This window comes from Aeromicrobium sp. (genome assembly GCF_047606445.1).
Lineage (GTDB): Bacteria > Actinomycetota > Actinomycetes > Propionibacteriales > Nocardioidaceae > Aeromicrobium.
This window is the reverse complement of sequence record NZ_JASGEK010000013.1, coordinates 17,865-42,784: the sequence shown is the minus strand read 5'-3', so window position 1 is coordinate 42,784 and position 24,920 is coordinate 17,865. Positions and strand designations below refer to the sequence as shown.

General features: G+C 71.7%; 22 protein-coding genes and 1 pseudogene. 5 read left to right on the top strand and 18 right to left on the bottom strand.

The genetic code is table 11. From position 1 onward, the window contains the following. Positions 1-658: 658 nt before the first annotated feature. The 5 genes and pseudogenes from carA to QM621_RS03525 all read right to left on the bottom strand — a co-directional run. A pseudogene (gene carA / locus QM621_RS03545) lies at positions 659-1,786 on the bottom strand (glutamine-hydrolyzing carbamoyl-phosphate synthase small subunit); the annotation flags it as partial. Positions 1,787-1,865: 79 nt separating this feature from the next. Beyond that, on the bottom strand, positions 1,866-3,167 hold the full coding sequence (locus QM621_RS03540) for a dihydroorotase (RefSeq protein WP_414988975.1): 1,302 nt from the start codon (positions 3,165-3,167) through the stop codon (positions 1,866-1,868). Continuing rightward, positions 3,164-4,114 (bottom strand): aspartate carbamoyltransferase catalytic subunit, encoded by a 951-nt coding sequence (locus tag QM621_RS03535; protein WP_414988974.1) that lies wholly within the window; start codon positions 4,112-4,114, stop codon positions 3,164-3,166. Before QM621_RS03535 ends, QM621_RS03540 begins: the two co-directional genes overlap by 4 nt. Beyond that, positions 4,111-4,671 carry a bifunctional pyr operon transcriptional regulator/uracil phosphoribosyltransferase PyrR gene (gene pyrR, locus QM621_RS03530; protein WP_414988973.1) on the bottom strand — a complete coding sequence of 187 codons (561 nt, stop codon included), beginning with the start codon at positions 4,669-4,671 and terminating at the stop codon, positions 4,111-4,113. Before pyrR ends, QM621_RS03535 begins: the two co-directional genes overlap by 4 nt. Positions 4,672-4,908: 237 nt before the next feature. Beyond that, entirely contained in the window at positions 4,909-6,741 is a 1,833-nt protein-coding gene (locus QM621_RS03525) for an acyltransferase family protein (protein ID WP_414988972.1), read from the bottom strand. Positions 6,742-6,996: 255 nt separating this feature from the next. Between QM621_RS03525 and QM621_RS03520 the strand changes: the two genes are divergently transcribed. Beyond that, a complete protein-coding gene (locus QM621_RS03520) occupies positions 6,997-7,554 on the top strand; it encodes a Uma2 family endonuclease (protein ID WP_414988971.1) in 558 nt (185 codons plus the stop codon). Here QM621_RS03520 and nusB read toward each other — a convergent pair. Genes nusB through QM621_RS03485 form a run of 7 tightly spaced genes read right to left on the bottom strand, consistent with a single transcriptional unit; the run spans position 7,501 to position 13,087 of the window. Next, positions 7,501-7,968 carry a transcription antitermination factor NusB gene (nusB, locus tag QM621_RS03515; RefSeq protein ID WP_414988970.1) on the bottom strand — a complete coding sequence of 156 codons (468 nt, stop codon included), beginning with the start codon at positions 7,966-7,968 and terminating at the stop codon, positions 7,501-7,503. The genes QM621_RS03520 and nusB overlap by 54 nt on opposite strands. A 13-nt stretch (positions 7,969-7,981) precedes the next feature. Next, positions 7,982-8,545: an elongation factor P gene (efp, locus tag QM621_RS03510; protein ID WP_414988969.1), complete on the bottom strand. Its 564-nt coding sequence runs from the start codon at positions 8,543-8,545 to the stop codon at positions 7,982-7,984. Then, entirely contained in the window at positions 8,545-9,612 is a 1,068-nt protein-coding gene (locus QM621_RS03505) for a M24 family metallopeptidase (RefSeq protein WP_414988968.1), read from the bottom strand. Before QM621_RS03505 ends, efp begins: the two co-directional genes overlap by 1 nt. Continuing rightward, positions 9,609-10,694, bottom strand: a complete 1,086-nt coding sequence (gene aroB, locus QM621_RS03500; protein ID WP_414988967.1) for a 3-dehydroquinate synthase — start codon at positions 10,692-10,694, stop codon at positions 9,609-9,611. Before aroB ends, QM621_RS03505 begins: the two co-directional genes overlap by 4 nt. After that, a complete protein-coding gene (locus QM621_RS03495) occupies positions 10,691-11,221 on the bottom strand; it encodes a shikimate kinase (protein WP_414988966.1) in 531 nt (176 codons plus the stop codon). Before QM621_RS03495 ends, aroB begins: the two co-directional genes overlap by 4 nt. After that, positions 11,218-12,408 (bottom strand): chorismate synthase, encoded by a 1,191-nt coding sequence (gene aroC, locus QM621_RS03490; protein ID WP_414988965.1) that lies wholly within the window; start codon positions 12,406-12,408, stop codon positions 11,218-11,220. The genes QM621_RS03495 and aroC overlap by 4 nt, the downstream gene beginning before the upstream one ends. 13 nt (positions 12,409-12,421) lie before the next feature. Further along, entirely contained in the window at positions 12,422-13,087 is a 666-nt protein-coding gene (locus tag QM621_RS03485; RefSeq protein WP_414988964.1) for a prepilin peptidase, read from the bottom strand. An 80-nt stretch (positions 13,088-13,167) separates the two neighbouring features. On the opposite strand from QM621_RS03485, the gene QM621_RS03480 reads away from it, so the two are divergent. Together QM621_RS03480 and QM621_RS03475 are read left to right on the top strand one after the other, a co-directional pair. Next, positions 13,168-13,644, top strand: coding sequence for an RNA 2'-phosphotransferase (locus tag QM621_RS03480; RefSeq protein WP_414988963.1), 477 nt, complete (start codon positions 13,168-13,170; stop codon positions 13,642-13,644). A 66-nt stretch (positions 13,645-13,710) separates the two neighbouring features. Beyond that, positions 13,711-14,220 carry a hypothetical protein gene (locus QM621_RS03475; RefSeq protein ID WP_414988962.1) on the top strand — a complete coding sequence of 170 codons (510 nt, stop codon included), beginning with the start codon at positions 13,711-13,713 and terminating at the stop codon, positions 14,218-14,220. Between the two features lie 252 nt (positions 14,221-14,472). On the opposite strand, the gene rlmN is transcribed toward QM621_RS03475, so the two are convergent. Then, entirely contained in the window at positions 14,473-15,597 is a 1,125-nt protein-coding gene (gene rlmN / locus QM621_RS03470; RefSeq protein WP_414988961.1) for a 23S rRNA (adenine(2503)-C(2))-methyltransferase RlmN, read from the bottom strand. A gap of 72 nt (positions 15,598-15,669) precedes the next feature. On the opposite strand from rlmN, the gene QM621_RS03465 reads away from it, so the two are divergent. Beyond that, entirely contained in the window at positions 15,670-15,918 is a 249-nt protein-coding gene (locus QM621_RS03465) for a FitA-like ribbon-helix-helix domain-containing protein (protein WP_414988960.1), read from the top strand. After that, positions 15,915-16,328 carry a type II toxin-antitoxin system VapC family toxin gene (locus QM621_RS03460; protein ID WP_414988959.1) on the top strand — a complete coding sequence of 138 codons (414 nt, stop codon included), beginning with the start codon at positions 15,915-15,917 and terminating at the stop codon, positions 16,326-16,328. The genes QM621_RS03465 and QM621_RS03460 overlap by 4 nt, the downstream gene beginning before the upstream one ends. A gap of 1 nt (position 16,329) precedes the next feature. Here QM621_RS03460 and QM621_RS03455 read toward each other — a convergent pair whose 3' ends face one another. From QM621_RS03455 to QM621_RS03435, 5 genes are read right to left on the bottom strand one after another with little or no spacing between them, the layout of a single operon-like run. Further along, positions 16,330-17,313, bottom strand: a complete 984-nt coding sequence (locus tag QM621_RS03455; protein ID WP_414988958.1) for a putative zinc-binding metallopeptidase — start codon at positions 17,311-17,313, stop codon at positions 16,330-16,332. 12 nt (positions 17,314-17,325) lie between these two features. Continuing rightward, positions 17,326-18,222 carry a transglutaminase family protein gene (locus QM621_RS03450; RefSeq protein WP_414988957.1) on the bottom strand — a complete coding sequence of 299 codons (897 nt, stop codon included), beginning with the start codon at positions 18,220-18,222 and terminating at the stop codon, positions 17,326-17,328. Next, positions 18,219-20,675, bottom strand: coding sequence for a circularly permuted type 2 ATP-grasp protein (locus QM621_RS03445; protein WP_414989020.1), 2,457 nt, complete (start codon positions 20,673-20,675; stop codon positions 18,219-18,221). Before QM621_RS03445 ends, QM621_RS03450 begins: the two co-directional genes overlap by 4 nt. Before the next feature lie 2 nt (positions 20,676-20,677). Next, positions 20,678-24,004, bottom strand: a complete 3,327-nt coding sequence (locus tag QM621_RS03440) for a DUF2126 domain-containing protein (protein ID WP_414988956.1) — start codon at positions 24,002-24,004, stop codon at positions 20,678-20,680. Between the two features lie 59 nt (positions 24,005-24,063). Next, the gene (locus QM621_RS03435; RefSeq protein ID WP_414988955.1) at positions 24,064-24,915 is read right to left on the bottom strand and encodes a phosphatidate cytidylyltransferase; all 852 of its coding nucleotides are present in this window, start codon (positions 24,913-24,915) and stop codon (positions 24,064-24,066) included. Between the last annotated feature and the right edge of the window lie 5 nt (positions 24,916-24,920).

The following is a 24,920-nucleotide window of genomic DNA, read 5'->3' as shown; positions in this document are numbered from 1 at the left end:
CCGGCCGGGGCGCGGGAGGCTCCTCGACGGGCTCGTCGTCGAGCGGCGAGGCCGCCGCGATCTGCCCGGCGGTCAGATAGGCCTCCGACCAGGAGGGCTCGGGGCGCGGAGCAGGCTGCGCCTCGGCCTCGGCGGGCCGCTCGTGGAAGCGTCCCAGCGAGGGCCAGCGACGACGCTGGGGCTCGTAGCCGACCTCGGGCTCGGCGTCGAGCTCGAGCGGGCCGCGCTCCTCGACCACCTCGGCCTCAGCGAGCGCCGGCTCGACCTGCGGCAGCGGCTCGGGCCGGGCCTCGACGACTGGGTCCCGCAGCGGATCCGGCGCCGGAAGCGGCTCCAGCTCGGGTTCGACGACGACCGGCTCGGGCTCCACCACGACGGGTTCGGGCTCGGGCAGCAGCTCAGGCTCCGGTCCGACCGGCTCGGCCACCAGGGGGGTGGAGGCCACCGGCGCGGCGACCAACGGCTCGGTCACCCGCGGCGCGACCACGGGCGACGCCGCCGACTCGACGACCGCGGCCTCCTCGACGCTCCGGCGCTCGCCCAGGGTCACCATCGGGAAGACGACCGGGCTCGCTGCGTCGAGCAGCGTGCTCGCGCCCGTCGGCTCCTGCACAGTCGTCGGCGCGGCCACCGGCGGCGCGACGACCGCCACCGGCTCGGCCATCATGTCGACAAAGCGATCGAACAGGTAGGCGGCGTCGTGCGGTCCCGCAGCCGCCTCCGGGTGGTACTGCACGCTGAACGCCGGACGGTCGAGGAGCGCGACGCCCTCGACCACGTCGTCGTTCAGGCCCACGTGGGTGACCCGGCCGGGACCGAAGGGCGTCTCGAAGGTGCCCTCCAACGGCGCGTCGACCGCGAAGCCGTGGTTGTGGCTGGTGATCTCGACCCTGCCGGTGGTGAGGTCCTTGACCGGCTGGTTGATGCCCCGATGCCCGTAGCCGAGCTTGTAGGTGCCCAGGCCCAGCGCCCGGCCGAACAACTGGTTGCCGAAGCAGATGCCGAAGTACGGGACGCCGCGCTCCAACACGCCGCGCAACACCTCGACCGGGCCGTCGGCCGTGGACGGGTCGCCGGGGCCGTTGGAGAAGAACACGCCGTCGGGGCCGTCCTCGCCGCCGACCGAGAGCACGTCCTCCAGGGTCGAGCTCGCCGGGAGCACATGCACCTCGACGCCGCGCTCGGCCAGGCGCTGCGGCGTCATGCCCTTGATGCCCAGGTCGAGGGCGGCCACGGTGAACCGCTTCTCGCCCAACGCCTCGACCACGTAGGGGCGCGAGGTGGTGACCTCGCCGGCCAGGTCGGCGCCGGCCATCTTCGGGGCCTGCCGGACCCGCGCGAGCAGGACGTCGGGATGGGTGGTGATCGAGCTGATGCCCGCCCGCATCGCCCCTGCCTCGCGGAGGTGACGGGTCAGCGCGCGGGTGTCGACGCCCTGGACGCCGACGATCTTCTGGTCGACGAGGAAGTCCTCCAGCGTGCCCTCGGAGCGCCAGTTGGAGCGCATGCGGGCGGGGTCGCGCACGACGTAGCCGGCCACCCAGGCGCGCCGCGACTCCTCGTCGGTGGAGTTCACGCCGGTGTTGCCGATGTGCGGCGCGGTCTGCACGACGATCTGCCGCTGGTACGACGGGTCGGTGAGCGTCTCCTGGTAGCCGGTCATGCCGGTGTTGAAGACGATCTCGCCGATGGACTCGCCGATGGCTCCGTACGCCTCGCCGCGGAAGACGCGACCGTCCTCCAGGACGAGGATCGCCTCCGTGGTCTCCCCGGTGTTCGGGCTCATGACGCCACCGCCTCGGAAGAAACGACGGTAGCCGATGCCGTCATGAGATCATCTTCGATTTTCACTCGCTGGCGCTCGCTCATCCGTTGACCTCCTGCAATGTTCCGTCGAGGACGGTGGGGACGCCACGCAGGAACGTGGCGACGACCCGGCCGGGCAGTTCCCGACCAGAGTAGGGAGTGTTGCGCGACAGCGACGCGGTGTCGTCGGGTGCGACCACGCGTGTCGCGTCGGCGTCGTAGAGCACGAGGTGGGCCGGTTCGCCGACCGCGAGGGGGCGGCCGTGGCCTCCGCCGGCGCCGCTGATCTTCGCCGGGGCCGCCGACATGCGGTCGACGACCTGCTCCCAGCTGAGCAGCCCGGTGTCGACCATCGTCTGCTGCACCACCGACAGCGCGGTCTCCAGGCCGATCATGCCGAAGGCGGCCGCCGACCACTCGCACTCCTTGTCCTCCATGGGGTGCGGGGCGTGGTCGGTGGCGACGACGTCGATGGTGCCGTCGGCCAGTCCCTCGCGCACGGCCTGGACGTCGTCGGCGGTGCGCAGCGGCGGGTTGACCTTGTAGATCGGGTCGTAGGAGCGCACGAGGTCGTCGGTGAGCAGCAGGTGGTGCGGGGTGACCTCGGCGGTGACGTCCCAGCCCTTGCTCTTGGCCCAGCGGACGATCTCGACCGAGCCGCGCGTCGACAGGTGGCACACGTGCAGCCGCGAGCCGACGTGCGCGGCGAGCAGCACGTCGCGGGCGATGATCGACTCCTCGGCGACGGCGGGCCAGCCGGGCAGGCCGAGCTCGCCGGACAGGACGCCCTCGTTCATCTGGGCGTTCTCGGTCAGCCGGGGCTCTTGGGCGTGCTGGGCGATGACGCCGCCGAAGGCCTTGACGTACTCCAGCGCCCGGCGCATGAGCACAGGGTCCCAGACGCACTTGCCGTCGTCGGAGAAGACCCGGACGGTGGCGGCGGAGTCGGCCATCGCTCCGAGCTCGGCCAACTGCGTGCCGCCGAGGCCGACGGTGACCGCGCCGACGGGCTGGACGTCGCAGTAGCCGGACTCGCGGCCGAGCCGCCAGACCTGCTCGACGACGCCCGCGGTGTCGGCGACGGGGTCGGTGTTGGCCATCGCGTGCACGCAGGTGAAGCCGCCGCGCGCAGCGGCCTGGCTGCCGGTCAGGACGGTCTCGGCGTCCTCACGGCCCGGCTCGCGCAGGTGGGTGTGCAAATCGACGAGGCCGGGCAGCGCGATGAGGCCCCGGGCGTCGACCTCGGTGGCTCCGCCGGCGTCGAGTCCGGCGCCGATCGCCTCGATCACGCCGCCGGAGAGGGCGATGTCGGTGGGCTCGCCGCCGAGGACGCGCGCCCCGCGGATCACGTAGTCAGTCATGCCGTCTCCTCGTTGTCCTGGGCGCCGCCGACCAGCAGATAGAGCACGGCCATGCGGACGGCCACCCCGTTGGTGACCTGCTCCACGATGACCGACCGGTCGGAGTCGGCCACGTCGGCGGTGATCTCCATGCCCCGGTTCATCGGTCCGGGGTGCATGACGATCGCGTGCTCGGCCATGCGGTTCATGCGGGCGGTGTTCAGCCCGTAGCGGCGGCTGTACTCGCGCGCGCTCGGGAAGAAGGAGGCGTTCATGCGCTCGCGCTGGACGCGCAGCATCATGACCGCGTCGGCGCCCTCGACGGCCTCGTCGAGGTCGTAGCCGGTGGCGACCGGCCACTGCTCCACGCCGACCGGCAGGAGCGTCGGCGGGGCGACGAGCGTGACGTCGGCGCCGAGAGTGCTCAGCAGCAGCGCGTTGGAGCGCGCGACCCGGCTGTGCAGGACGTCGCCGACGATGGTGACGCGCTGGCCGGCGAGGTCCTGGCCGAGGCCGCTCAAGTGCTGACGCATCGTGAAGGCGTCGAGCAGCGCCTGCGTGGGGTGCTCGTGGGTGCCGTCGCCGGCGTTGACGACGACCCCGTCGGTCCAGCCCGCGTCGGCGAGCCGCTGCGGCGCGCCCGAGGCGTGATGGCGGATGACGACCGCGTCGGCGCCCATCGCCTGCAAGGTCAGCGCGGTGTCCTTGAGGCTCTCGCCCTTGCTGACGCTGGAGCCCTTCGCCGAGAAGTTGATGACGTCGGCGCTGAGCCGCTTGGCGGCGGCCTCGAAGGAGATCCGGGTGCGGGTGGAGTCCTCGAAGAAGAGGTTGACGACGGTCCGGCCGCGCAGCGTGGGGAGCTTCTTGATGGGACGCTTCGCGACGCCCAGCAGCTCGGCGGCGGTGTCGAGGATCGCGATCGCGTCCCTGCGGCTGAGGTCGGCCGCGCTCAGCAGATGCTTTTTCACTGATCAGCTCCCACGATGGCGACGAAGTCGCTCGTGTCGTCGGCCTCGGCCAGGCGGACCCGGACCTTCTCGGTCAGGGCGGTGGGCAGGTTCTTGCCGACGAAGTCGGCGCGGATCGGCAGCTCGCGGTGGCCCCGGTCGATGAGCACGGCCAGTTGGACGGCGCGGGGGCGGCCGAGGTCGCCGAGCGCGTCGAGGGCGGCCCGGATGGTGCGTCCGCTCATCAGCACGTCGTCGACGAGGACGACGATTTTGTCGTCGACGTCCTCGGGCGTCTCGGTGTGCTCCAGCGCGCGGGCGGGCTTGAGCCGCAGGTCGTCGCGGTACATCGTGACGTCGAGCGCGCCGGAGGCGATGGGGCGTCCTTCGACCTGGCTCATCTTCGCCGCGATGCGCCGGGCGAGGTCGACGCCGCGCGTCGGGATGCCGAGGATGACCAGGTCGGACGAGCCGTGGTTGCGCTCGAGGATCTCGTGGGTGATGCGGGTCAACGCGCGGCCGATCTCGGCGGCGTCGAGGACCGTGCGGGCATCAGATGCGTCACGAGGCGTGACCATGCTGACCTCCTTCTCCGCCTCACGGGACGGCCGTTAAAGGATGTCGATCAGTGTCACCCTAGCAGCGTGGACGGCGACCCGGCTCGACGCGCCCTCCGCCGTGCCGATCGACCGTGGGAGGTACCTCAGCAACCCTACAAACACCCGAGAGGTAGCGGATCAACCCTATGGAGAGCCGGTAAGGTTCCTCCCTTACCTTCCGCTCCTCCGTAGGGTGCCTGAGCTACCTCCTGGCGTTCACTCCTCGCAGGTGGCGAGGGCGGTGCCGATGAGGTCGGCGAAGACGGCGTGGCCGACCGCCGTGGGGTGCACGCGGTCGGAGATGGTGAGGTCCGGGCGGGACGCGGCGAGCGCGTTCCAGTCGACCAGGTGCACGTGGTCGTACTTCTCCGCCACCGCATAGACCGCCGACAGCGACTGGTCGGTCCAGGAGCGTCCCGGCACATAGGGCGCGACGAGGCCGACCTGGCGCCCGGCGAGATCCTTGGAGACCAACGCCTCCAGATCGGCGGCGTCGATCACGCCGTTCGTGCCCGTCGCGATGAGCACCGCCGGCTGCAGCTGTCCGGCGGCGTTCGCCTGGCGCAGCGCCGCGGCCACGTCGGTGTACTGCCAGCCGACCTCGGCGACCGAGGTGGTGCCCGGGCGGCGTTCGACGAGCACGGGGGTGATCGCGATGGTCACCGAGTCGCCGAAGGCGCTCAGCGGCGCGTTCACCGCGACCTCCTCGCAGGTTCTCGTCTTCTCCTCCGGCTGCCCCTCGACCTTCTCCAGGTCGGCGACCGAGACCGTCATCGACTGGCCCTCGCGCAAGACCCGGTCGATCTCGGAGTCGCCGGGCGCCTGCAGGAGCGCGGCGACCGCGAAGACCGCCGTCAGACAGCCGAAGGTCGCCGCGAGCCGCGCCACGACCACCCGGCGCCGGCGCGACTGGCGCAACACCGATCCCCAGCGGCGCAAGGTCGCACGCATGCCCTCGCCGCGCATCGGCGTCTCCACGAAACGGTACGAGAGCGCCGCCGCCGCCAGAGCGACCACGACCGCCAGACAGCTGGCGACCTCGACGTCCTCGGGATCGGCCACCCGGACGGCGAAGACGATCAGCGGCCAGTGCCACAGGTACAGCCCGTACGACCGCTCCCCCAGCCACCGCAGCGGCGCCCGGCTCAACGCCGAGGCGACCGGCGTCGGATTGGCCGCGGCGAGGATCACGCCGACCGTCGCTAGGTTCACCAGGCCGAGCCCGCCGAGGAAGGTACGTGGGCTGTCCCACGGGACGAGCAGCGAGAACGCGACGACCACCACGAGGCCGGCCGTGCCCAGGAAGGACAGGCGCCGGGCCTGCTCCTCCCCGGCCGGACGCTCCGACAGCGCGTGCGGCACCCCGCTGAGCGCGAGCGCCGCGCCGAGCAGCAGGCCGAAGGCGTGCGAGTCGAGGCCCATGTAGGCGCGGGTCGGGTCGACGCTCTGGTACCAGGCCGCCATCAGCGCCACCGAGCCGGCCGCGACCGCCAACGCCGCCCATACGAACCGGCGGCGCCCGAAGGGGCCGATCAGCGCGACGAACACCAGCGGCCACAGCAGGTAGAACTGCTCCTCGATGCCGAGGGACCACAGGTGGTTGAACAGCGGCGGCAGGAAGGAGTCCGAGTAGGACCAGCCCTCGTGGATCTGGATCCAGTTGCTCGTCCAGGTGACCGCCCCGACCACCTGACTGCGCAGACCGGCGGCGGTGTCGCGGCCGACGACCACGGTCAGCGCCATCGTCACCATGACCATGACCGCCATCGCCGGGACGAGCCGCCGCAGCCGGCGCACCCAGAACCGGCGCAGCGCGATCCGCCCGGTCTCGTCGCGCTCGCGCAGCAGCAACGTGGTGATGAGGAAGCCGCTCAGCACGAAGAAGACGTCGACGCCCGCGAAGCCGCCCGGCAGGCGTTCGGGCAGCGCGTGGTAGACGACCACGAGCAGCACCGCGACACCGCGCAACCCGTCGAGAGCGGCCACATGCGATCCAGTGCTGGGTGTCGGTGGGGCGTCCACCGGATCGGCCGCGACAGCCGCGCTCACGCCATAAGCTCCGCGGCCCGCCGAGGCAGGCCATGACAGAAGGGGGTGAACGCGGGCATATGTCCTATCGAACCACGGATGACCGAGAAGAGCCTAACGGGAACCTGTGTGTGCGGTGAATCCCACATTCCCGCAGGTCACACGACCTGTGGACGACTCGTTCGACAGACTGGCGAGCCTGACCGATCCTGGCGTCATGTCGCTCGCCCATGCCACACTGCCAGAGTCAGTGCCGACCCTGATCGGAGGACCAGCATGTCCGTCACCTTCCCCCATCGCGCGGGGCCGTGGACCGTCGACGACCTGCCCGACGACGGGACCGGCCGCTACGAACTCCTCGACGGAGAGCTGATCGTGCCCCCGCCGCCTGCCGAGTCCCGCCACGAGATGTCCGCGACCGAACTCGCCTACATGCTCCGCAGAGTGACTGGCCCCCGCCGTGTCATCTCACCCTGCGGCGTCGCCTTCCGCCGCGACTCCTATCTCGTGCCCGACGTGGTGGTCGTCAAAGAAGGCGTCGACGCCTGGAACATCCCCCTACTGAGCGCCGAACACATCGAGCTGGCGATCGAGGTCGTCTCACCGCACTCGACCACCCACGACCAGGTGACCAAACGCGCCCGCTACGCCGCCTGGGGCATCGGTCACTACTGGATCGTCCACACGCGGCCGGAGCTCGCGCTGACGGCGCTGGAACTCACGCCCGGCTCCGGCGTCTACGCCGAGGCCGGGCGATGGAGCGGCGACGACACGCGGGTGTCAGTCGACCGCCCCTTCGCGTTCTCCTTCGTCCTCGGCCAACTGCGTGGCTGAGGCCTCGGCGGCCAGTCCCGGCTTGGCGTCGATGATCGCGCCGAGGACGCCGCCGATGAAGGACGGCGAGTCGTCGGTGCTCAACTCGCGCGCCAGCTCGACCGCCTCGCTCACCGCCACCGCGTCGGGCACGTCGTCGGCGTAGAGGATCTCGAACAGGCCGATGCGCAGCAGGTTCCGGTCGACGCCGGGCATGCGGTCGAGCGTCCAGTCGCGCGCGTGCCGCTCGATGAGCGCGTCGATCCGCGCGGCGTGCTCGGCCACCCCCTCGACGAGGGTGACCGTGTAGGCGTTGATCGGCGGATAGTTCGTCCTCAGCCGCTCCGGGAGCGAGCCACCGAGCGGCAGGCCCTGCAGCTCGGACTCGAAGAGGACGTCGAGGGCGCGCTTGCGGTATCTGGTGCGCGCGCCCATCAGTTGCCCTCCATCAAGACTTCACGCGGCCGAGGTAGCTGCCGTCGCGCGTGTCGACCTTGATCTTCTCGCCGGTCTCCAAGAACAGCGGAACCTGGATCTCACGGCCGGTCTCCAGACGGGCGGGCTTGGTGCCGCCCGAGGAGCGGTCGCCCTGCAAGCCCGGGTCGGTGTGCTCGACGACGAGCTCGACCGACAGCGGCAGCTCGACGTACAGCACGCGGCCCTCGTTCAACGCGACGACGGCGTCCTGGTTCTCGAGCAGGAAGTCCGGCACGGCGCCCATCTGCTCGGGCGCGATCTCGATCTGGTCGAACGTGGCGGTGTCCATGAACACATAGGACGTGCCGTCGTTGTACAAGTACTGCATGTCGCGCTTGTCGACCGAGGCCGTCTCGACCTTGGTGCCCGCGTTGAAGGTCTTGTCGACCGTCTTGCCGGACTCGACGTTCTTGAGCTTGGTGCGCACGAAAGCGGGGCCCTTGCCCGGCTTCACGTGCTGGAACTCGACGACGGACCACAGCTGTCCGTCGATGTTGAGCACCATGCCGTTCTTGAGGTCGTTCGTGGTGGCCATCAGGCGATCTCCAACAAGTCGGTGGGAGCCCGCGTCAGCACCTCGGGGTCGCCGGGAGTGACGCGGACGGTGTCTTCGATGCGCACGCCGCCGCGACCGGCCAGGTAGATCCCCGGCTCCATCGTCAGCACAGTGCGGTCGCCGAGTCTACCGGTCCGCTTCGGGCCGAAGAACGGGTCCTCGTGGATCTCCAGGCCGACGCCGTGGCCGAGGCCGGTGGTGAAGCGCTCCAGCCAGCCCGACTCCTCGAGGTCGGCGCGCACCAGGGCGTCGACCTCGGCCGGGGTCGTGCCCTCGCGCAGCACGGCCACGCCGAGCGCCTGAGCCTGCCGGACCGCGGCGTGGATCTCGCGCTGCCAGCTCGCGGCGCGGCCGACGACGACCGTGCGCGTGCAGTCGGCGTGATAGCCCTCGACGCGCGCGCCGAAGTCGATCTTGAGCAGGTCGCCGGACCGGACGACGCGGCCGGTGGGCCGGTGGTGCGGGATGGCGGAGTGCTCCCCGGCCGCACAGATCGTCTCGAACGCGGGCCCGTCGGCACCGTAGGCGACCATCGTCCGTTCCAGCTCGGCGGCGATGTCGCGCTCGGTGCGGCCCTCCAGCGGGCCGTCCCAGATCTTGCGCAGCGCGGCCACCGAGTAGGAGCAGGCGCGGGTGAGCAGCGCGATCTCCGCCTCGTCCTTCACCTCGCGCAGCGTCTCGACGAGCCGCCCGGCCGACACGGGCGCGAACCGGACCTCCTTCGTGAACGCCGCATGGTCGTCGACGGGCATCGCGTGCGTCTCGACCGCCCACTGGGCGCGTGGCGCGAGCTCGGCGGCGGGCTTCAGGAGAGTCTTCTCGACCCGCACCTCGACGCCGTCGCACTCGGCGGCCGCCTGATCCTGGTAGCGGCCGTCGGTCAGCAGGGTCGCGGTGCCGTCGGCGGCGAGCACGACGGCGCCGTGCGATCCGGTGAAGCCGGTCAGATAGCGGACGTTGACGAGCCGGGTGACCAGCAGTCGGTCGGCCTTCAGCTCGCGCAGCGCCACCGCCGCGCGGAAGCGGCGTCCGTCGAGGTCGATCAAGCGCTGACCGCCCGGTAGACGTCGCGCAGCAGGTACTCGTCGGTGACCGGCAGGATGCGCGGCGAGCCGAGCCGGTCGAGCACGACGAAACGCAGGGTGTTGCCACGGGTCTTCTTGTCGAGCCGCATCGCGTCGAGCAGCCGCGGCCACGCGTCGCGCCGATACGACGTCGGCAGGCCGACCAGTTCCAAGGTCGCGCGGTGCCGGTCGACGAGGTCGTCGTCGATGAGCCCCTCGGCGCGGGCGAGCTCGGCGACGAACACCATGCCGACGCTGATGGCCTCGCCGTGGCGGATGGCGTAGTCCTCGTTCCGCTCGATGGCGTGGCCGAGCGTGTGGCCGTAGTTGAGCGCCTCGCGGCCGATGGCGCCGCGCGAGCCGCCCGCCTCGCGCAGGTCGCCCTTGACCGTGGCGGCCTTGACCGAGATGCCCTTGGCGATCAGCTCGGCCATGACCGGCGAGCGCACGTCGCCGGCCGCCTCCGGGTCGTGCTCGACGAGGTCGAGGATCGACGGGTCGGCGATGAAGCCGCATTTGACGATCTCGGCCAGGCCGCTGCGCACCTCGCGGACGGGCAGCGTCGGCAGCGCGTCGAGGTCGCACAGCACGCCGACGGGCTCGTGAAAGGCGCCGACGAGGTTCTTGCCTTGGGCGGTGTTGATGCCGGTCTTGCCGCCGACGGCCGCGTCGACCATGCCGAGCACGGTGGTGGGCACGTTGACGAAGCGCACGCCGCGCAGCCAGGTGGCCGCGACGAAGCCCGCGAGGTCGGTGGTGGCGCCGCCGCCGAGGCCGACGACCACGTCGGACCGGGTGAAGCCGGCCTCGCCGAGCACCCGCCAGCACTCGGCCAGCACCGAGGTGGTCTTGGCCTGTTCGGCGTCGGGCACCTCGATCACCCGGACCGAGAGTCCCGCGTCGGCCAGCGGCATGCGCAGGCCGGTCGCACGGTCGGCGACGTGCGGGGAGTGGATGATGGCGACCCGTTCGGCGTCGGGGCCGACGAGGTCGAGCAGCTGGTCGCGCACTCCTCGTCCGATGACGACGTCGTAGGGCTGCGCGGTCGCGACCCGGAGCTTCATACGGGGTCCTCCTCGATCAACGTCACAATGAGGTCGGCGACCTCGGCGGACGTGCGGTGGTCGGTCTCGACACGCCAACGGGCGGCGTCCTCATAGAGCGGTCGGCGCTCGTCGAGCAGGCTCTTGAGCCGGCCTCGGACGTTGCCGACGAGCAGCGGACGGCTGGCGTTCAAGCCCACCCGCTGCGCCGCGCCGGCGAGGCCGACCTCCAAGTAGGCGACGGGGCGCCCGGCGAGCCGCTGCCGGGTGGCCTCGCTCAGCACCGCTCCCCCGCCGAGCGCCAGCACCCCGTCGTGCTCGGCGAGCGCGCTCGCGACGGCGGCCTCCTCCAGCTCGCGGAAGAACGGCTCGCCGTCGGTGAGGAAGATGTCGGAGATGTCCCGACCCTGCGCGGCGACGACGTCGGCGTCGGTGTCGCGGAAACCCACGCCGAGGCGTCGGGCCACCGCTTGTCCGACGGTGGTCTTGCCCGCCCCCGGCGCGCCGATCAGCACCAGGACCGGACCGCTCGACCCAGCCCCGGTCAACGCAGTCTCAGATTCGCGAGGTAGCCCTCGACGTTGCGGCGGGTCTCGCCGAGCGAGTCGCCGCCGAACTTCTCCAGGACGGCCTCGGCCAGCACGAGCGCGACCATCGCCTCGGCGACGACGCCCGCCGCCGGGACCGCGCAGACGTCGGAGCGCTGGTGGTGGGCGCGGGTCTCCTCGCCGGTGGTGACGTCGATGGTGCGCAGCGCGCGCGGCACCGTGGCGATGGGCTTCATCGCGGCGCGCACCCGCAGGATCTCGCCGGTGCTCATGCCGCCCTCGGTGCCGCCGGAGCGGCCGGAGACGCGGCGGATGCCGTCGAGGCCGGTCTCGCCGCCGGGCACGATCTCGTCGTGCGCCAGCGAGCCGCGGGTGCGGGCCAGCTCGAAGCCGTCGCCCAGCTCGACGCCCTTGATCGCCTGGATGCCCATGAGCGCGGCGGCGAGGCGGGAGTCGAGGCGACGGTCCCACTGAGTGTGCGAGCCGAGGCCGGGCGGCAGGCCGTGCACGGCGACCTCGACGACCCCGCCGAGGGTGTCGCCGTCCTTGTGGGCGCCGTCGACCTCGGCGACCATGCGGGCGCTCGTCTCGGGGTCGAAGCAGCGCAGCGGGTCGGCGTCGAGCGCCTCGACGTCGCGCTTGGCGGGCACGAGGCCGGCGGGCGCGGCGACCGTGCCGAGCTCGACGACGTGCGAGACGAGCGTGGCGCCGGTGGCCTGCTCGACGAACTGCGCGGCGATCTCGCCGAGGGCGACGCGGGCCGCCGTCTCCCGGGCGCTGGCGCGCTCCAAGATCGGACGGGCCTCGTCGAAGTCGTACTTCTGCATCCCGGCGAGGTCGGCGTGGCCGGGGCGGGGGCGGGTCAGTGGGGCGTTGCGCTTGAGCCCGGCGAGCGTCTCGGCGTCGACGGGATCGGCCGACATCACCTGCTCCCACTTGGGCCATTCGGAGTTGCCGATCCGCAGCGCGACAGGGCTGCCGAGGGTGAGGCCGTGGCGGACGCCGCCGATGATCTCCAACACGTCGGCCTCGAAGGACATGCGCGCGCCACGGCCGTAGCCGAGGCGACGGCGGGCGAGGGCGGCGTCGATGTTCTGACGTGTGACCGACACCCCCGAGGGGATGCCCTCGATGAAGGCCGCGAGGGCGGGACCGTGTGACTCACCTGCGGTGGACCAGCGAAGCATGGCGCTGATTCTTTCACGACGGCCAGCAGGCTCCGACCACCGCGCCGAGGATCAGGTAGGGGCCGAAGGCGAACGTCCCCTTGTCGGTGAGCCGGGCCGCCGACAGCGCGATTCCGGCGACCGCGCCGATGACGAAGCCCGCGTACAGGCCGACGAGGGTCGAGGTCGCGCCGAACGGTCCGAGCGCCACCGCCAGGACCGTCGCGAGCCGCACGTCGCCGTACCCGAAGGACTGGCCGAGACGCCGGCCGATCAGGTGCATCAACCAGAAGACGGCGAAGACGACGATGTTGGCGACGGCCGCGCGGACCGCGATCCCCCAGTCGTCGGCGATCCATGCGCCGAGGACGGTCAGCGCGACGACCGTGAGGTAGAGCGGCGCGACGACCAGGTAGGGCAGCAGCCGGGTGCGCCAGTCGATGTAGGCCAGCCAGGCGCCGACGCCGCACACCGCGACCCACACGGGCAGGACCGCGGCGGACTCCACCCGCCAGGCGACCACTCCGGCGAGCGTCCCGGCGAACACCGCCAGGAAGGGCGCCAGCCAGCGCGGCCGCGCGATGTCGGCGTACAGCGCCTTGCCCTCGGCGGGCTCCTCCGGCTCCGGCAGCCGCCCGATCACCCACGGCCCGAATCCCCCGACCAGCGCGGCTGCCCCCGCGCACCCCACGATCTCCATGCCCGGAGGCTAGCCGGACTACGGCGATCCGCCCAGCCGACTTTCCACAGGCGCCCATCGCCCCGTGCCACAGTGGCCTCATGCGCTCCGACGACGTCAAGCGGTCCAAGCGGCTCTCCCTGGTGCTCCGACATCGGCCCGACTCCATCGGGATCGAGCTGGATCGGAACGGGTGGGTGGCGGTGACGGTTCTGCTGAGGTCTTTGAACGACCACGGCCCCCGGTGGACGCGCGACGATCTCGACCGTGTGGTCGCGGGCTACGACAAGCAGCGCTTCGAGTTCGACGAGAAGAGGATGCGCATCCGTGCGCGGCAAGGACATTCAGTGACCGTCGACCTCGACCTCCCGACCGCGACACCGCCCGCCGAACTCTTCCACGGCACGCCGCGACGCAATATCGGCCCGATCCTCGCCGACGGCCTCGACCCGCGCGACCGTCACCACGTCCATCTGTCCCCTGACGTCGAGACGGCCCGCCGGGTCGGCGCGCGGCGCGGCGCGTTCGTGGTGTTCCGCGTCGACGCCGCCGCGCAGGAACGCCACGGTGATGGATAACGGCTGCTCCCGCTGCCTCAATCCATCATCGTGCGTCACCCCTGCGGTATGAGCCAGAATGACGCCATGGCCACCGTGTGTCTTGTCGTCGTCGACCGCTCTCCCCTCGCCGACCTCGTCGACGACGTCGTGCACCATCTCGTGGCCGCAGGGGAGACCGTCGCGCTGGTCGGGGTCGATCGTCCGGCCGACGAGTACTCGCCCGACTTCGGACCGGCGATGCCGCCGGGCGCCGACGACGAGGCGGGGGTGGTGGTCGCGCTCGTGAACTGCCGAACCCTCGCTCGACTCGTCTCGGGCGATCCCGACCACGGCATCGACTCGCTGCGCCGGAGTCTGGAACGGCAGGTCCCGACTCTTCTCGCCGTGAGCGACCTGCCGGACACGAGGCTCGATCCCGCCGCCTGGGCGCAGGTCGCCGAGTTCCTGTCCGGCACGACCGCCCGATGGCTCACGCTGCCGGACGGGCGGGTATGCGCCGCCACCGAGGCGACTCCGCCGCCTGCGGAGTTCGAGTTCGACGAGCCGCTGTACCCGCCTTTCTGGGCCGAACCATGGTCGTGGCAGGAGGCATAACGGGATCTTCCGATGTAAGGGTGTAGGAGTCTTCCCCGTCTCAAGCAGGCTCCGGGCAGGCGGCGATGCCCCTCGGACAGCGCGTCCGCCGCATGTTCACGCACCCAACCCAACTCGTCGAACTGGACGTATTCCCTGACCTCGACCGCGACCTCTGGGATGAGACGGTCGCACGCGTCTCATCCGACACAGCCGCGGCAAGCACGCCACCCGCTCCGGCCGAGACGACTCGCTCCCAGCCGTGCGGCGTCATCACTCCTGCGCGGCCAGCTGGCCGCAGGCGGCGTCGATCTCGTCGCCGCGGGTGTCGCGGACGGTGGTGCTGATGCCTTTGGCCTGCAGGCGGCGCACGAACTCGTCGGTGTCGGCGTCGCGGGAGCGGGTGAAGCGGGAGCCCGGAACCTCGTTCAACGGGATCAGGTTGACGTGGACCCAGCCCCAGTCGCCGTAGGAGTTCAGGACGTCGCCGAGCAGGTCGGCGCGCCAGGCCTGGTCGTTGATGTCGCGCATCATCGCGTACTCGATCGACACCCGGCGCTTGGTCTTCTTCGCGTACTGCCACGCCGCCTCGACCGTCTCGGCCACGTCGAACCGCGTGTTGATCGGGACCAGCTCGTCGCGCAGCTCGTCGTCGGGGGCGTGCAGCGACAGCGCGAGCGTGATCGGGATGCCCTCCTCAGTCAGCTGGCGGATGCGCGGCACCAGCCCCACCGTGCTGACGGTGATGTTGCGGGCCGACATGCCCAGACCGTCCGGCGCGGGCGAGGTCATGCGACGCACCGCGCCGACGACCGCCTTGTAGTTCGCCAGCGGCTCGCCCATGCCCATGAACACGACGTTCGACAGCCGCCCGGGACCGCCCGCGACCTCGCCGCGCGCCATCGCCGCCGCGCCATCGACGACCTGGTCGACGATCTCGGCGGTGCTCATATTGCGCTGCAGGCCGCCCTGGCCGGTCGCGCAGAACGGGCACGCCATGCCGCAACCGGCCTGGCTCGACACGCAGATCGTCGCCCGCTCGGAGTACCGCATCAGCACCGACTCGACCAGCGCGCCGTCGAACAGCCGCCACAGCGTCTTGCGGGTCGTGCCCTGGTCGGCCTCCTGCACGCGCACCGGCGTCAGCAGCTCCGGCAGCAGCGCGCCCGCGATGGCGTCGCGGTTCCTCGCCGGGAGATCCGTCATCGCCGCCGGGTCGCGCTCCAACCGCGCGAAGTAGTGGTGCGCGACCTGCTTGACCCGGAACGGCGGCTCGCCCATCTCCTTCGCGGCGGCCACCCGCTCCTCGGCGCTCAGATCGGCCAGATGCCGCGGCGGCTTGGCCCGTCCACGCGGAGCCGCCATCACCAGCGGCAGAGTCCGCGTCGTCTCGGTCATGACCCCTATTGTCCCATCGCGAGCGCGCGCGAACGAATCGGCACAATAATGCAACAGTGATATCGTTGTTGCATGACGGCCATCACCATTCGTAAACTCCCCGAGGGGACCAAACAACGCCTTCGCATGCGCGCGGCGGCCAACGGTCGCTCGATGGAGGCCGAGGCCCGCGACATCCTGGTCGCTGGGCTCAACCAACCCACGAACGTCGATCTGAACTGGATCGAGCAGCTCATCCAAATCGGCAATGACTTTCCCGGCGAACGCATCCCCGAGCTTCCTGACGAACCCGTGGACTACTCGGAGATGTTCGCCGAATGATCATCCTCGACACCAACGTCATTTCAGAGTTGATGCACGGAGAACGGGCTGACTCTCGCGTCGTGCGCTGGTCTCGTGCGCATCACAACGACACGGTGACCACCGTCATCAACCGCGCGGAAATTCTCGCCGGTATCGAGACCATGCCCGATGGACGACGCAAAGAAGGACTCCGCACCCGCGCCGAGGCGTTGTTCTTCAGCATCCCTCGCGTCTTACCGCTGGTTGATGACTGCGCTCCGGCCTACGCCGACATCACCAACACACGACGGAGACTCGGCCTGCCGATCGGCGGCATGGACGCGCTCATCGCATCCATCGCACGGGTCGACAACGCCGCCGTCGCCACTCGCGACATCGGCGGGTTCGACGGCATCGGCCTGACCCTCGTCAACCCCTGGGAAGCCTGACTCACCGCCGACGCAGGGAGTCCACGAAGTCCAGCTTCGCCACGACGTCGGGGGCGATGACGAAGGGGTAGAGGTCGTCGGCGCCCATGCTGCGGTTGATCTGGTTGAGCGCGGTCGACAGCGGCATCCACACCCCCGCCACCAGGTCGCCGAACACGCTAAACGCGTCGGGGTCGACCGCCACCAGGCCGTTCCAGCGGGCCGTGTCGATGGTGTCGTGGATGTGCAGAGTGTGCGCGAAGCTCTCCGCGAAGTCCTCGAACGGATGCATCGTCGCGTAGGTGCTGATATGCCGCTCGGCCCAGTCGGCGGGCGGCCCCTCGGAGTAGTGCCGGTCGATGGCGTCCTGATACGAGACCGTCTCGTCGCCGAACAGCTCGCGCGACCGCTCCAGCCGCTCCCCCTCGGTCACATGCAGCGACTGCATGTAGTGCCCGACCTCGTGGCGCAGGTGGCCCAGCATCGTCCGGTACGGCTCGGCCAGCTCGGCCTGCACCTTCGCCCGGTGCGCGTCGTCGCCCTCGGCCAGGTCGATGGTGATGACGCCGTCGGCGTGCCCGATGACCACGTTCTCGCCGACGCTCGACAGCATGTCGAAGCACAGCCCGAAGTCCGGGTCGTCGGCGCGCGAGACGTAGCCGAAGCCCAGCCGGTCGAGCTCGAACAGCAGATGCCGCTTGGCGGCCTCGGCCACCGGGAACTGCGCCAGGCCGGTCGGGTCGTCGTCGGCCGGACGCACCCGGGTCAGCTCGCACGCCGAGCAGGGCGCCCCCTCGAACCGGGTCAGCCAGGTGCAGCCGGACAGGTCGAGATTCGGGCAGACGAACCAGATCAGACCCTCGGGGTCGACGAAGCTCCCGTCGTCGCCGACCACCACGATCTCGGACCGGTCCCGCCAGAAGCCCAACGCCGCGCCGCAGGACACGCACACGCTGTTCTCGAAGTAGAGCCGGTTGTCGCAGGAGGAGCAGTTGAAGACGCGCATGACGCCATCGTCTCAGAGAGCGGTGTCGGCCACCGGCTCCACGTCGACCTCCACGTCGAGGGTCGACGAGGAGGCCTCGCTGAAGATGACGCCCTTGACCGGCGGCACGTCGGCGTAGTCGCGACCCCAGGCGACGGTCACGTACTTCTCCCCGGCCAACTGGTCGTTCGTCGGGTCGAGGGCGAGCCAGCCGCCTCCGGGCACCCACACCGCGAGCCAGGCGTGCGAGGCGTCGGCGCCCACCACCCGCGGCTTGCCGGGCGGCGGGTCGGTGGCGAGGTATCCGCTGACGTAGCGGGCGGCGAGGCCGTGCGCGCGCAGGCAGGCGAGGGTCAGGTGGGCGAAGTCCTGGCAGACGCCGGCCTGCGTCTCGAACAGGTCGTCGATGGTGCTGCTGACGGTCGTCGCGCCCTGCTTGTAGGCGAAGTCGGCGTGCACGCGGCGCATCAGCTCGACCGAGGCCTCCACGATGGAGCGGCCCGGCGTCAGCGACACCTTCGCGTAGTCGCGGGCCCGCTCGTGGAACGGCACGAGGTCGGACGGCAGCGCGAACTCGACCGCCTGCCAGGCGTCGGCGACGTCGCCGCGCTCGGTCGGACGGCAGCGCTCCCACGACTGTCCGTCGGCCGTCGCGTCGCGGGGCGCGGTGAGCACATGCACCTCCGAGCGCGCCTCGATGCGCAGCCGCCGATGGTCCTCGTCGACCTGGAAATAGGTCGCGGTGTTGCCGAAGTGGTCCTCGGAGGTCCGTTGGTCGGCGGCGCCCGGATCGGTCTCGACGCGATGGTCGGTCACGAACTGCCAGGGCAGCGACCGAGGGGTGATGTGGGCGAGCCCGTAGCTGTCGGTGACGTCGTCGTCGTACTCGTAGATCGTCGTGTGACGGACCCGGTAGCGCGTTCCGTTCATCGCGCCTCGCCTCCCATCGTGACGAGGTCGAAGGAACGCGGCGTGGGCGCGGCGACCAGGTGCGTCTCGGCGACCGCGTCGGCCAGCCGGTTCAACAGCGAGCGGACCGAGCCGAGCAGGCTCTCCAGCTCCGGGCGGCGGTCGTCCTCGTAGCGGGTGAGCGCGGCGGCGTCCACGCCCGCCACCTCCTCGCGCAGGTCGTCGAGCAGCCGTTCGGGCCGCGTGGCCCCCGTCGACCCGGTCAGCGCGGCCAGCAGCTCCGCCGCGCGGGCGAGGTTGAAGGCCACCGAGCGCGGATTGGCCTCGTCGGACAGCAGCAGGTCGACCACGCCCTCGGGTCCGAGGGAGCCGCGGTACCGGCGACGATGCGTCACGGCGCTCTCGGCGACGGTCAGGGCCGTCGCGAGCACGTTGCGGTCGACGTCGACGCCGCGCCGCACGGTCACCGCGCCGTCGAGCAGCCGCACCACCTGCTGACAGCGTTCGACGGCCCGGCCGAACATCATCATGCGCCAGCCGTCGTCGCGCATCATCGAGTCGGAGACGCCGTGCAGGGCCGAGATGGCGGTGAGCATGCGTCCGGCGCTCTCATTGACCTGCGGGCTCGGGGCGTCGGGGCCGAGCGCGGCGGCGGCCCGGTCGATGGAGGCGAAGACGCGCCACACGTCGGGCGAGAGCTGGTCGCGCACCGACTGGGCGGCCTCGCGCAGCGCCGCGACCGACTGCGCCACCGACGCCGGACGCGACATGTCGAGCAGCAGCGAACGGAACTCCGCGTCGAAGTCGTCCTCGTCCACCATCGACGGACTGAGACCGCGCAACTGGGCGACGAGCACCCGCAGCGTCCGCAGGCCGACCGAGGCGGCCGGACGCCCGCGGAAGTCCTCGGCCAGGCCGTGCGCGGCGAGCACGAGCCGCAGCGTGTCCTCGGCCCGCTCGGCGTAGCGGCCGATCCAGAACATGTCCTCCAGCACGCGCGGCACGGCGGCCGGGGCGCTGGCGGTGACCGACGGGGTGTGCTCGACCAACCGCTGGTCGGCCTCGTCCGGCGACGATTTGAGCACCCACACGTCCTTGCTGCGCGGTGTGCGCCCGGTCTCCACGACCGTCGCCAGACCGCCCATGAGCGCGCGGTAGCCCGACCCGTGCCGCATCGTGAAGGCGCGGATCACCACCGGCTCCGGGCGGAGGCCGAGCGGGCCGAAGGCGACGGTCTGCGAGTGCCGGGGTCGCTCCTGCGCGACGAAGCGGTGCGGGGCGCGGACGATCCGGGCGAGCAGCTCCCCGGGCGTCCCGCGCTCCTCGCGCCGGGAGCCGGCCGGGTCGACCACCCGCACCTCGAACTCGTCGAGACGGTCGCGGACGGCTGCCAGCTCGTCGGGGTCGCCCAGCCAGTGCGCGCACGGCGAGGCGAGCCGCAGCGGCTCGCCCAGCAGCTCCTCGCAGGCGCGGGCGAGGAAGGGCGTGAGGCCAGGGTTCTCCAGGACCGTCGACCCGAGACCGTTGACGACCCGCACCGTGCCCCGACGGACCGCCTCCACCAGGCCGGTGACGCCGAGCTGGGAGTCGCCGCGCAGCTCCAAGGGGTCGCTCCAGGCCGCGTCGACCCGCCGCACGATCACGTCGACGCGCTGCAGCTCGCCGACCGCGCGGGTCCAGACGACCCCGTCGCGCACGACGAGGTCGCTGCCCTGCACCAGCGGGAAGCCGAGGCGGGAGGCGAGATAGGCCTGGTCGTAGGAGGTCTCCGAGCGCGGGCCGGGCGACAGCAGGACGACACGGGGGTCGTCGGTCTCCCGCGGGGCGGCGTCGAGGAGCGTGTCGCGCAGCGCATGGAGGTACGGAGCGATACGGTGCGGCCCGGCCTCCCGGTACAGCTTGGGCATGACCCGGCTGACGACGCGGCGGTTCTCCATCGCGTAGCCGAGGCCGGACGGGGCGCCGGCCCGGTCGGCGACGACCTGCCACTCCCCGTCGACGGTGCGGATCACGTCGGCGGCGGCGATGGCCAGCGGCGACGCCTCGGGGCTGCTCCCCCGCAGCGCGCGCAGGAAGCCGGAGTGGGCGAAGACGACGGCGGGCGGGATCACGCCGCCCGCCAGCAGCCGCTGCGGCCCGTACAGGTCGACCAGCAGCGCGTTCAGCAGTTCGGCGCGCTGGACGAGGCCGGCCTGCAAGGTCGACCAGTCCTCGGCCGCCACCATGACCGGCAGCGGGTCGAGCCGCCACGACGACGGCGACTCCCCCGGCCGCGAGTAGCGCACGCCGTCGTCGCTGAGCAGGCGCGCGGCGTCGCTGCTGACCCGGCGCAGCGCGTTGCTGTCGAGCGCCAGCGCCGAGGTCGTGACGGTCTTCCATGCCGGACGGAAATCCCCGTCGGAACCGACTATCTCGTCATAGCGCACGATGCCGGACGGCGACTGCTCCAGCGCGTCCGTGTACTCCTTCAGCACGGTCAATCGCGCTCCGTGCGCGTCACGTCGGCGCGTCGCAGGTCGAGGGTGCGCGGGTACTCCGGCGCGGCGGCGCGGGCGCCCCGCTCCCGGACCGCGGCGACGTCGATCCGGCCCGCCGTGTGGCCGAAGGCCTCGAAACGGCTGCCGCGTCGGGCCTCGGCCTCGGCGGCGTTGACCGGCGGGTGATCGTAGCTGCGGCCGCCCGGATGCACGACGTGGTAGGTGCAGCCGCCGAGCGACATCTGCGTGTGCGCGTCGACGAGGTCGAAGCGCAGCGGGGAGTGCGGCTCGATGGTCGGGTGCAGCGCCGACCAGGGCTGCCACGCCTGGTAGCGCACGCCCGCGTAGAACTCCCCGGGCGTCCCGGTCGATGTCAACGGCACCGTCACACCTTGGCACGTCACGAGATGGCGGTGCGGGTCGACTCCCCGCACGAGCACCTGCAACCGCTCCAGCGAGGAGTCGACGTAGCGGGCGGTGCCGGAGCCGGTGGCCTCTTCGCCGAGCACGTGCCACGGCTCGACGGCGGCGCGCAGTTCCAGCTCGGCCCTGTGTCCGCGCGCCTCGACGAGCGCCTTGCCGATGCGCGGGAAGCGGAACTCGACGAAGGGGTCGAGCCAGCTCTGCTCGAAGGCGATCCCGGCCTCGTTCAGGTCCGCGACGACCTGCGCGATGTCGGCGGCGGCCCCCTGCGGCAGCAGGAAGTCCTCGTGCAAGGCGGTCCCCCAGCGCACGAGCGGGGCGGTGTCGGGCGCGCGCCACAGCATCGAGACGAGCGAGCGCACGAGCAGCGCCTGGACCATCGCCATCTGCGGATGCGGCGGCATCTCGAAGCCGCGCAGCTCCAACAGTCCGAGGCGCCCGCGCGAGGAGTCGGGGCTGTAGAGCTTGTCGACGCAGAACTCGGCGCGGTGGGTGTTGCCGGTGAGGTCGGTGAGCAGGTGCCGCAGCACCCGGTCGACCATCCAGGGGCGGGCGGGCAGGTCGCCGTCGGGGTCGGCGGCGAGGCGGCGCAGCTCCGACAGCGCGATGTCCATCTCGTAGACGGCCTCGGGGCGGCCCTCGTCGAAGCGCGGCGCCTGGCTGGTCGGGCCGATGAAGCGTCCGGAGAACAGGTACGACAGCGAGGGGTGGCGCTGCCAGTAGGCGATGAGGCTGCCGAGGAGGTCGGGACGGCGCAGCAGCGGCGAGTCGGCCGGGGTGGAGCCGCCGAGGGTGATGTGGTTGCCGCCGCCGGTGCCGGTGTGCAGGCCGTCGAGGTCGAACTTCTCGGTGCCGAGGCGGGTCTCGCGGGCGGCGGCGTAGAGCGTGTCGGTGAGGTCGCGCAGCTCGGCCCAGGTGCGGCTGGACTGCACGTTGACCTCGATGACGCCGGGGTCGGGCGTCACGACCAGTTGGGTGAGCCGGGCGTCCGGCGGCGGTCCGTAGCCCTCGACCACCACGGGCGTGACGTCCTTCGCGGCGGCCTGCTCCACCACGGCGAGCAGCCCGACGTAGTCCTCGAGCCGCTGGGTCGGCGGAAGGAAGACATGCACGAAGCCGTCGCGGGCCTCGACGGCGAGCGCCGTGGTCGGCGAGTCCTCCGGCTCGATCCGCATGACGCTGGGCAGCGTCGGCGTCAGCGGCGCGGCGGCGGTGAGATAGGAGGGGTCGCCGGCGGGCTCGGCCGGCTCCCAGGCGATCGCGTCGAGCGGCAGCCGCAGGCCGACGGGCGAGTCGCCGGGGGTCAGCACGAGGCGCCCGCGACGGAAGGACCACTGCGGGCTCGTCCAGACGTCGTCCTCGGGCACGAGCGGCAGCACCCATCCGGCAGGCGCCTGTTCGCGGGCGTCGAGCGCGGCGGCCCAGGAGGCCGTCAGCTCTTCGGGCACGTCGGCCGGCGGCGGTCCGTCCGGCTGGCGCAGGGCGGCGGCGAAGGCGGCCAGCGGGTCCTCCCAAGCGGGGATCACCGCGTCGGCGTCGAGGCCCAGCGTCTCGGCGATCCGGGCGGCGAGTCGTTCGGCGCGTTCGGGCGCGTCGTCGCGGGCCTCGTCGGGCGTCCAGGGGTCGGCGAGCAGCGTCGGGTCGCGCCAGATCGGCTCGCCGTCGGTCCGCCACTGCATCGCGATCTGCCAGCGCGGCAGCGGCTCGCCCGGATACCACTTGCCCTGCCCGCGATGGACCACGCCGCCGCCCGCGTAGACCTCCCGCAGCCGCGCGGCCAGCTCTCCGGCGAGGCGACGTTTGTCCTCGCCGTCGGCGGCGGTGTTCCACTCCTCGGCGGCCATGTCGTCGATGGACACGAAGGTCGGCTCGCCGCCCATCGTCAACCGGACGTCGTCGGCCGCCAGGCGCTCGTCGACGGCCTCGCCGAGCGCGTCGATCCGCGCCCACGCCTCGTCGGTGTACGGGAGGGTGACGCGGGGGTCCTCGTGGACGCGGGTGACGACGTTGGAGAAGTCGAAGGCGACTTCCGCGGGCTCCATCATCCCGGTGATCGGCGCGGCCGAGGCGGGGTCGGGCGTGGCCGACAGCGGGATGTGCCCCTCCCCGGCGAACAGCGCCGACGTCGGGTCGAGGCCGACCCAGCCCGCGCCGGGGATGAACACCTCGGCCCAGGCGTGCAGGTCGGTGAAGTCCTCGGTGGCGCCGGTCGGGCCGTCGAGGGCCTGCGCGGCGACGAGCGGGTCGGTCGCCAGTTGCACGAGGTAGCCCGACACGAAGCGCGCCGCGAGTCCGTACTGGCGCAGCAGCGAGACGAGCAGCCAGGCGCTGTCGCGGCACGAGCCGATCCGGCGGCGCAGGGTGGTGTCGGGGCTCTGCACGCCGGGCTCCATGCGCACCGAGTACTCGACGTCGCGGTGCACGGCGGCGTTCAGGGCCACCAGGAAGTCGACCGTCGGCACGCCGTCGGCGGGCAGGTCCGGCAGGGCGTCCCGCCAGGCGCGCACGAGCGGTCCGGGCCCGTCGTGCCCTTCCTCGACGACCGGCGCGAGATAGGGCGCGAGGTCGGCCTTCAAGCCCTCCTCGTAGGCGAAGGGGAACCGCTCGGCGTACTCCTCCGTGAAGAAGTCGAAGGGGTTGACCACCGTCAGGTCGGCGACGAGCCCGACGGTCACCTCCAGCCGCTCGACCGGCTCGGGGAAGACCAGCCGCGCCAGCCAGTTGCCGAAGGGGTCCTGCTGCCAGTTCACGAAGTGCCCGGCCGGCTCGACCCGCATCGAGTACGCCTCGATCGGCGTGCGCGCGTGCGGCGCGGGCCGCAGCCGCACCACATGCGGGCTCAATCTCACCGGCCGGTCGAAGTCGTACGACGTGCGGTGCTCCAACCCGACTTTGATCGCCATGCGTCCACCCTGCCTCATCCAGGTTTCAGGGGTGTGTCACACCCCGCCCACGATGAGATTCAGGAGACTGGAACCAAGTAGTGCAGGACCACCCAGGCGATGGGGGCCACCGCGATGAGGGAGTCGAGGCGGTCCATGAGGCCGCCGTGGCCGGGGAGCAGGTCGCCCATGTCCTTGATGCCGAGGTCGCGCTTGATGAGCGACTCCGACAGGTCGCCGAGGGTCGCCATGACCACGCCGCCGACGCCGAGCACGACGCCGACCCACCAGTGGCCGTCGAGCAGGTGGACGACTGTCAGGACGCCCACGCCGATGCCTGTCAGCAACGAGCCGGTGAAGCCCTCCCAGGACTTCTTCGGGCTGATCTTCGGGGCCATCGGATGCTTGCCGAGCAGCACGCCCGCCGCGTAGCCGCCGACGTCGGAGGCGACCGTCGCGGCGATGAACGCCACGATGCGCCACGGTCCGTCGTCCTCGACGAGCATGAGCAGCACGAACACGCCCATGAGCGGCAGATACGCCAGGCAGAACACGCCCGCGCTGACGTCGCGGACGAAGCCGTCGGCGCCGTCGGCGAGCCGCCAGACGAGCGTGGCGATGACCGTCAGCGACATCGCGAAGGCGGTCGCCTCCATATCGGCGTAGAAGGCCGACGCCAGCATGACCGTGCCGCCGAGGGCGACCGGCAGCACCGGGATCCGGATGCCCGCGGTCGCGAAGGCGCGCTTGAGCTCCCACAGGCCCACGAGCAGCGCGACCACGACGACGAGGACGAACAGGTCCTTCTTCCAGAAGAGCGAGGCCAGGACCAACGCGACCAGGCCGACGCCCACGCCGATGGCGGCGGGCAGGTCGCGGCCGGCCCGTCCGTGGTCTTTCTTCTCGGCGGGCGGAGTGACGGAATGGCTCATCGGAC

Excerpts from the sequence above, each read along its gene's own strand:
- QM621_RS03540 (WP_414988975.1), bottom strand. The coding sequence starts at position 3,167 with ATGACTGACTACGTGATCCGCGGGGCGCGCGTCCTCGGCGGCGAGCCC.
- pyrR (WP_414988973.1), bottom strand. The coding sequence starts at position 4,671 with ATGGTCACGCCTCGTGACGCATCTGATGCCCGCACGGTCCTCGACGCC.
- QM621_RS03520 (WP_414988971.1), top strand. The coding sequence starts at position 6,997 with ATGTCCGTCACCTTCCCCCATCGCGCGGGGCCGTGGACCGTCGACGAC.
- nusB (WP_414988970.1), bottom strand. The coding sequence starts at position 7,968 with ATGGGCGCGCGCACCAGATACCGCAAGCGCGCCCTCGACGTCCTCTTC.
- efp (WP_414988969.1), bottom strand. The coding sequence starts at position 8,545 with ATGGCCACCACGAACGACCTCAAGAACGGCATGGTGCTCAACATCGAC.
- aroB (WP_414988967.1), bottom strand. The coding sequence starts at position 10,694 with ATGAAGCTCCGGGTCGCGACCGCGCAGCCCTACGACGTCGTCATCGGA.
- aroC (WP_414988965.1), bottom strand. The coding sequence starts at position 12,408 with ATGCTTCGCTGGTCCACCGCAGGTGAGTCACACGGTCCCGCCCTCGCG.
- QM621_RS03485 (WP_414988964.1), bottom strand. The coding sequence starts at position 13,087 with ATGGAGATCGTGGGGTGCGCGGGGGCAGCCGCGCTGGTCGGGGGATTC.
- QM621_RS03480 (WP_414988963.1), top strand. The coding sequence starts at position 13,168 with ATGCGCTCCGACGACGTCAAGCGGTCCAAGCGGCTCTCCCTGGTGCTC.
- QM621_RS03475 (WP_414988962.1), top strand. The coding sequence starts at position 13,711 with ATGGCCACCGTGTGTCTTGTCGTCGTCGACCGCTCTCCCCTCGCCGAC.
- rlmN (WP_414988961.1), bottom strand. The coding sequence starts at position 15,597 with ATGACCGAGACGACGCGGACTCTGCCGCTGGTGATGGCGGCTCCGCGT.
- QM621_RS03465 (WP_414988960.1), top strand. The coding sequence starts at position 15,670 with ATGACGGCCATCACCATTCGTAAACTCCCCGAGGGGACCAAACAACGC.
- QM621_RS03460 (WP_414988959.1), top strand. The coding sequence starts at position 15,915 with ATGATCATCCTCGACACCAACGTCATTTCAGAGTTGATGCACGGAGAA.
- QM621_RS03455 (WP_414988958.1), bottom strand. The coding sequence starts at position 17,313 with ATGCGCGTCTTCAACTGCTCCTCCTGCGACAACCGGCTCTACTTCGAG.
- QM621_RS03450 (WP_414988957.1), bottom strand. The coding sequence starts at position 18,222 with ATGAACGGAACGCGCTACCGGGTCCGTCACACGACGATCTACGAGTAC.
- QM621_RS03440 (WP_414988956.1), bottom strand. The coding sequence starts at position 24,004 with ATGGCGATCAAAGTCGGGTTGGAGCACCGCACGTCGTACGACTTCGAC.
- QM621_RS03435 (WP_414988955.1), bottom strand. The coding sequence starts at position 24,915 with ATGAGCCATTCCGTCACTCCGCCCGCCGAGAAGAAAGACCACGGACGG.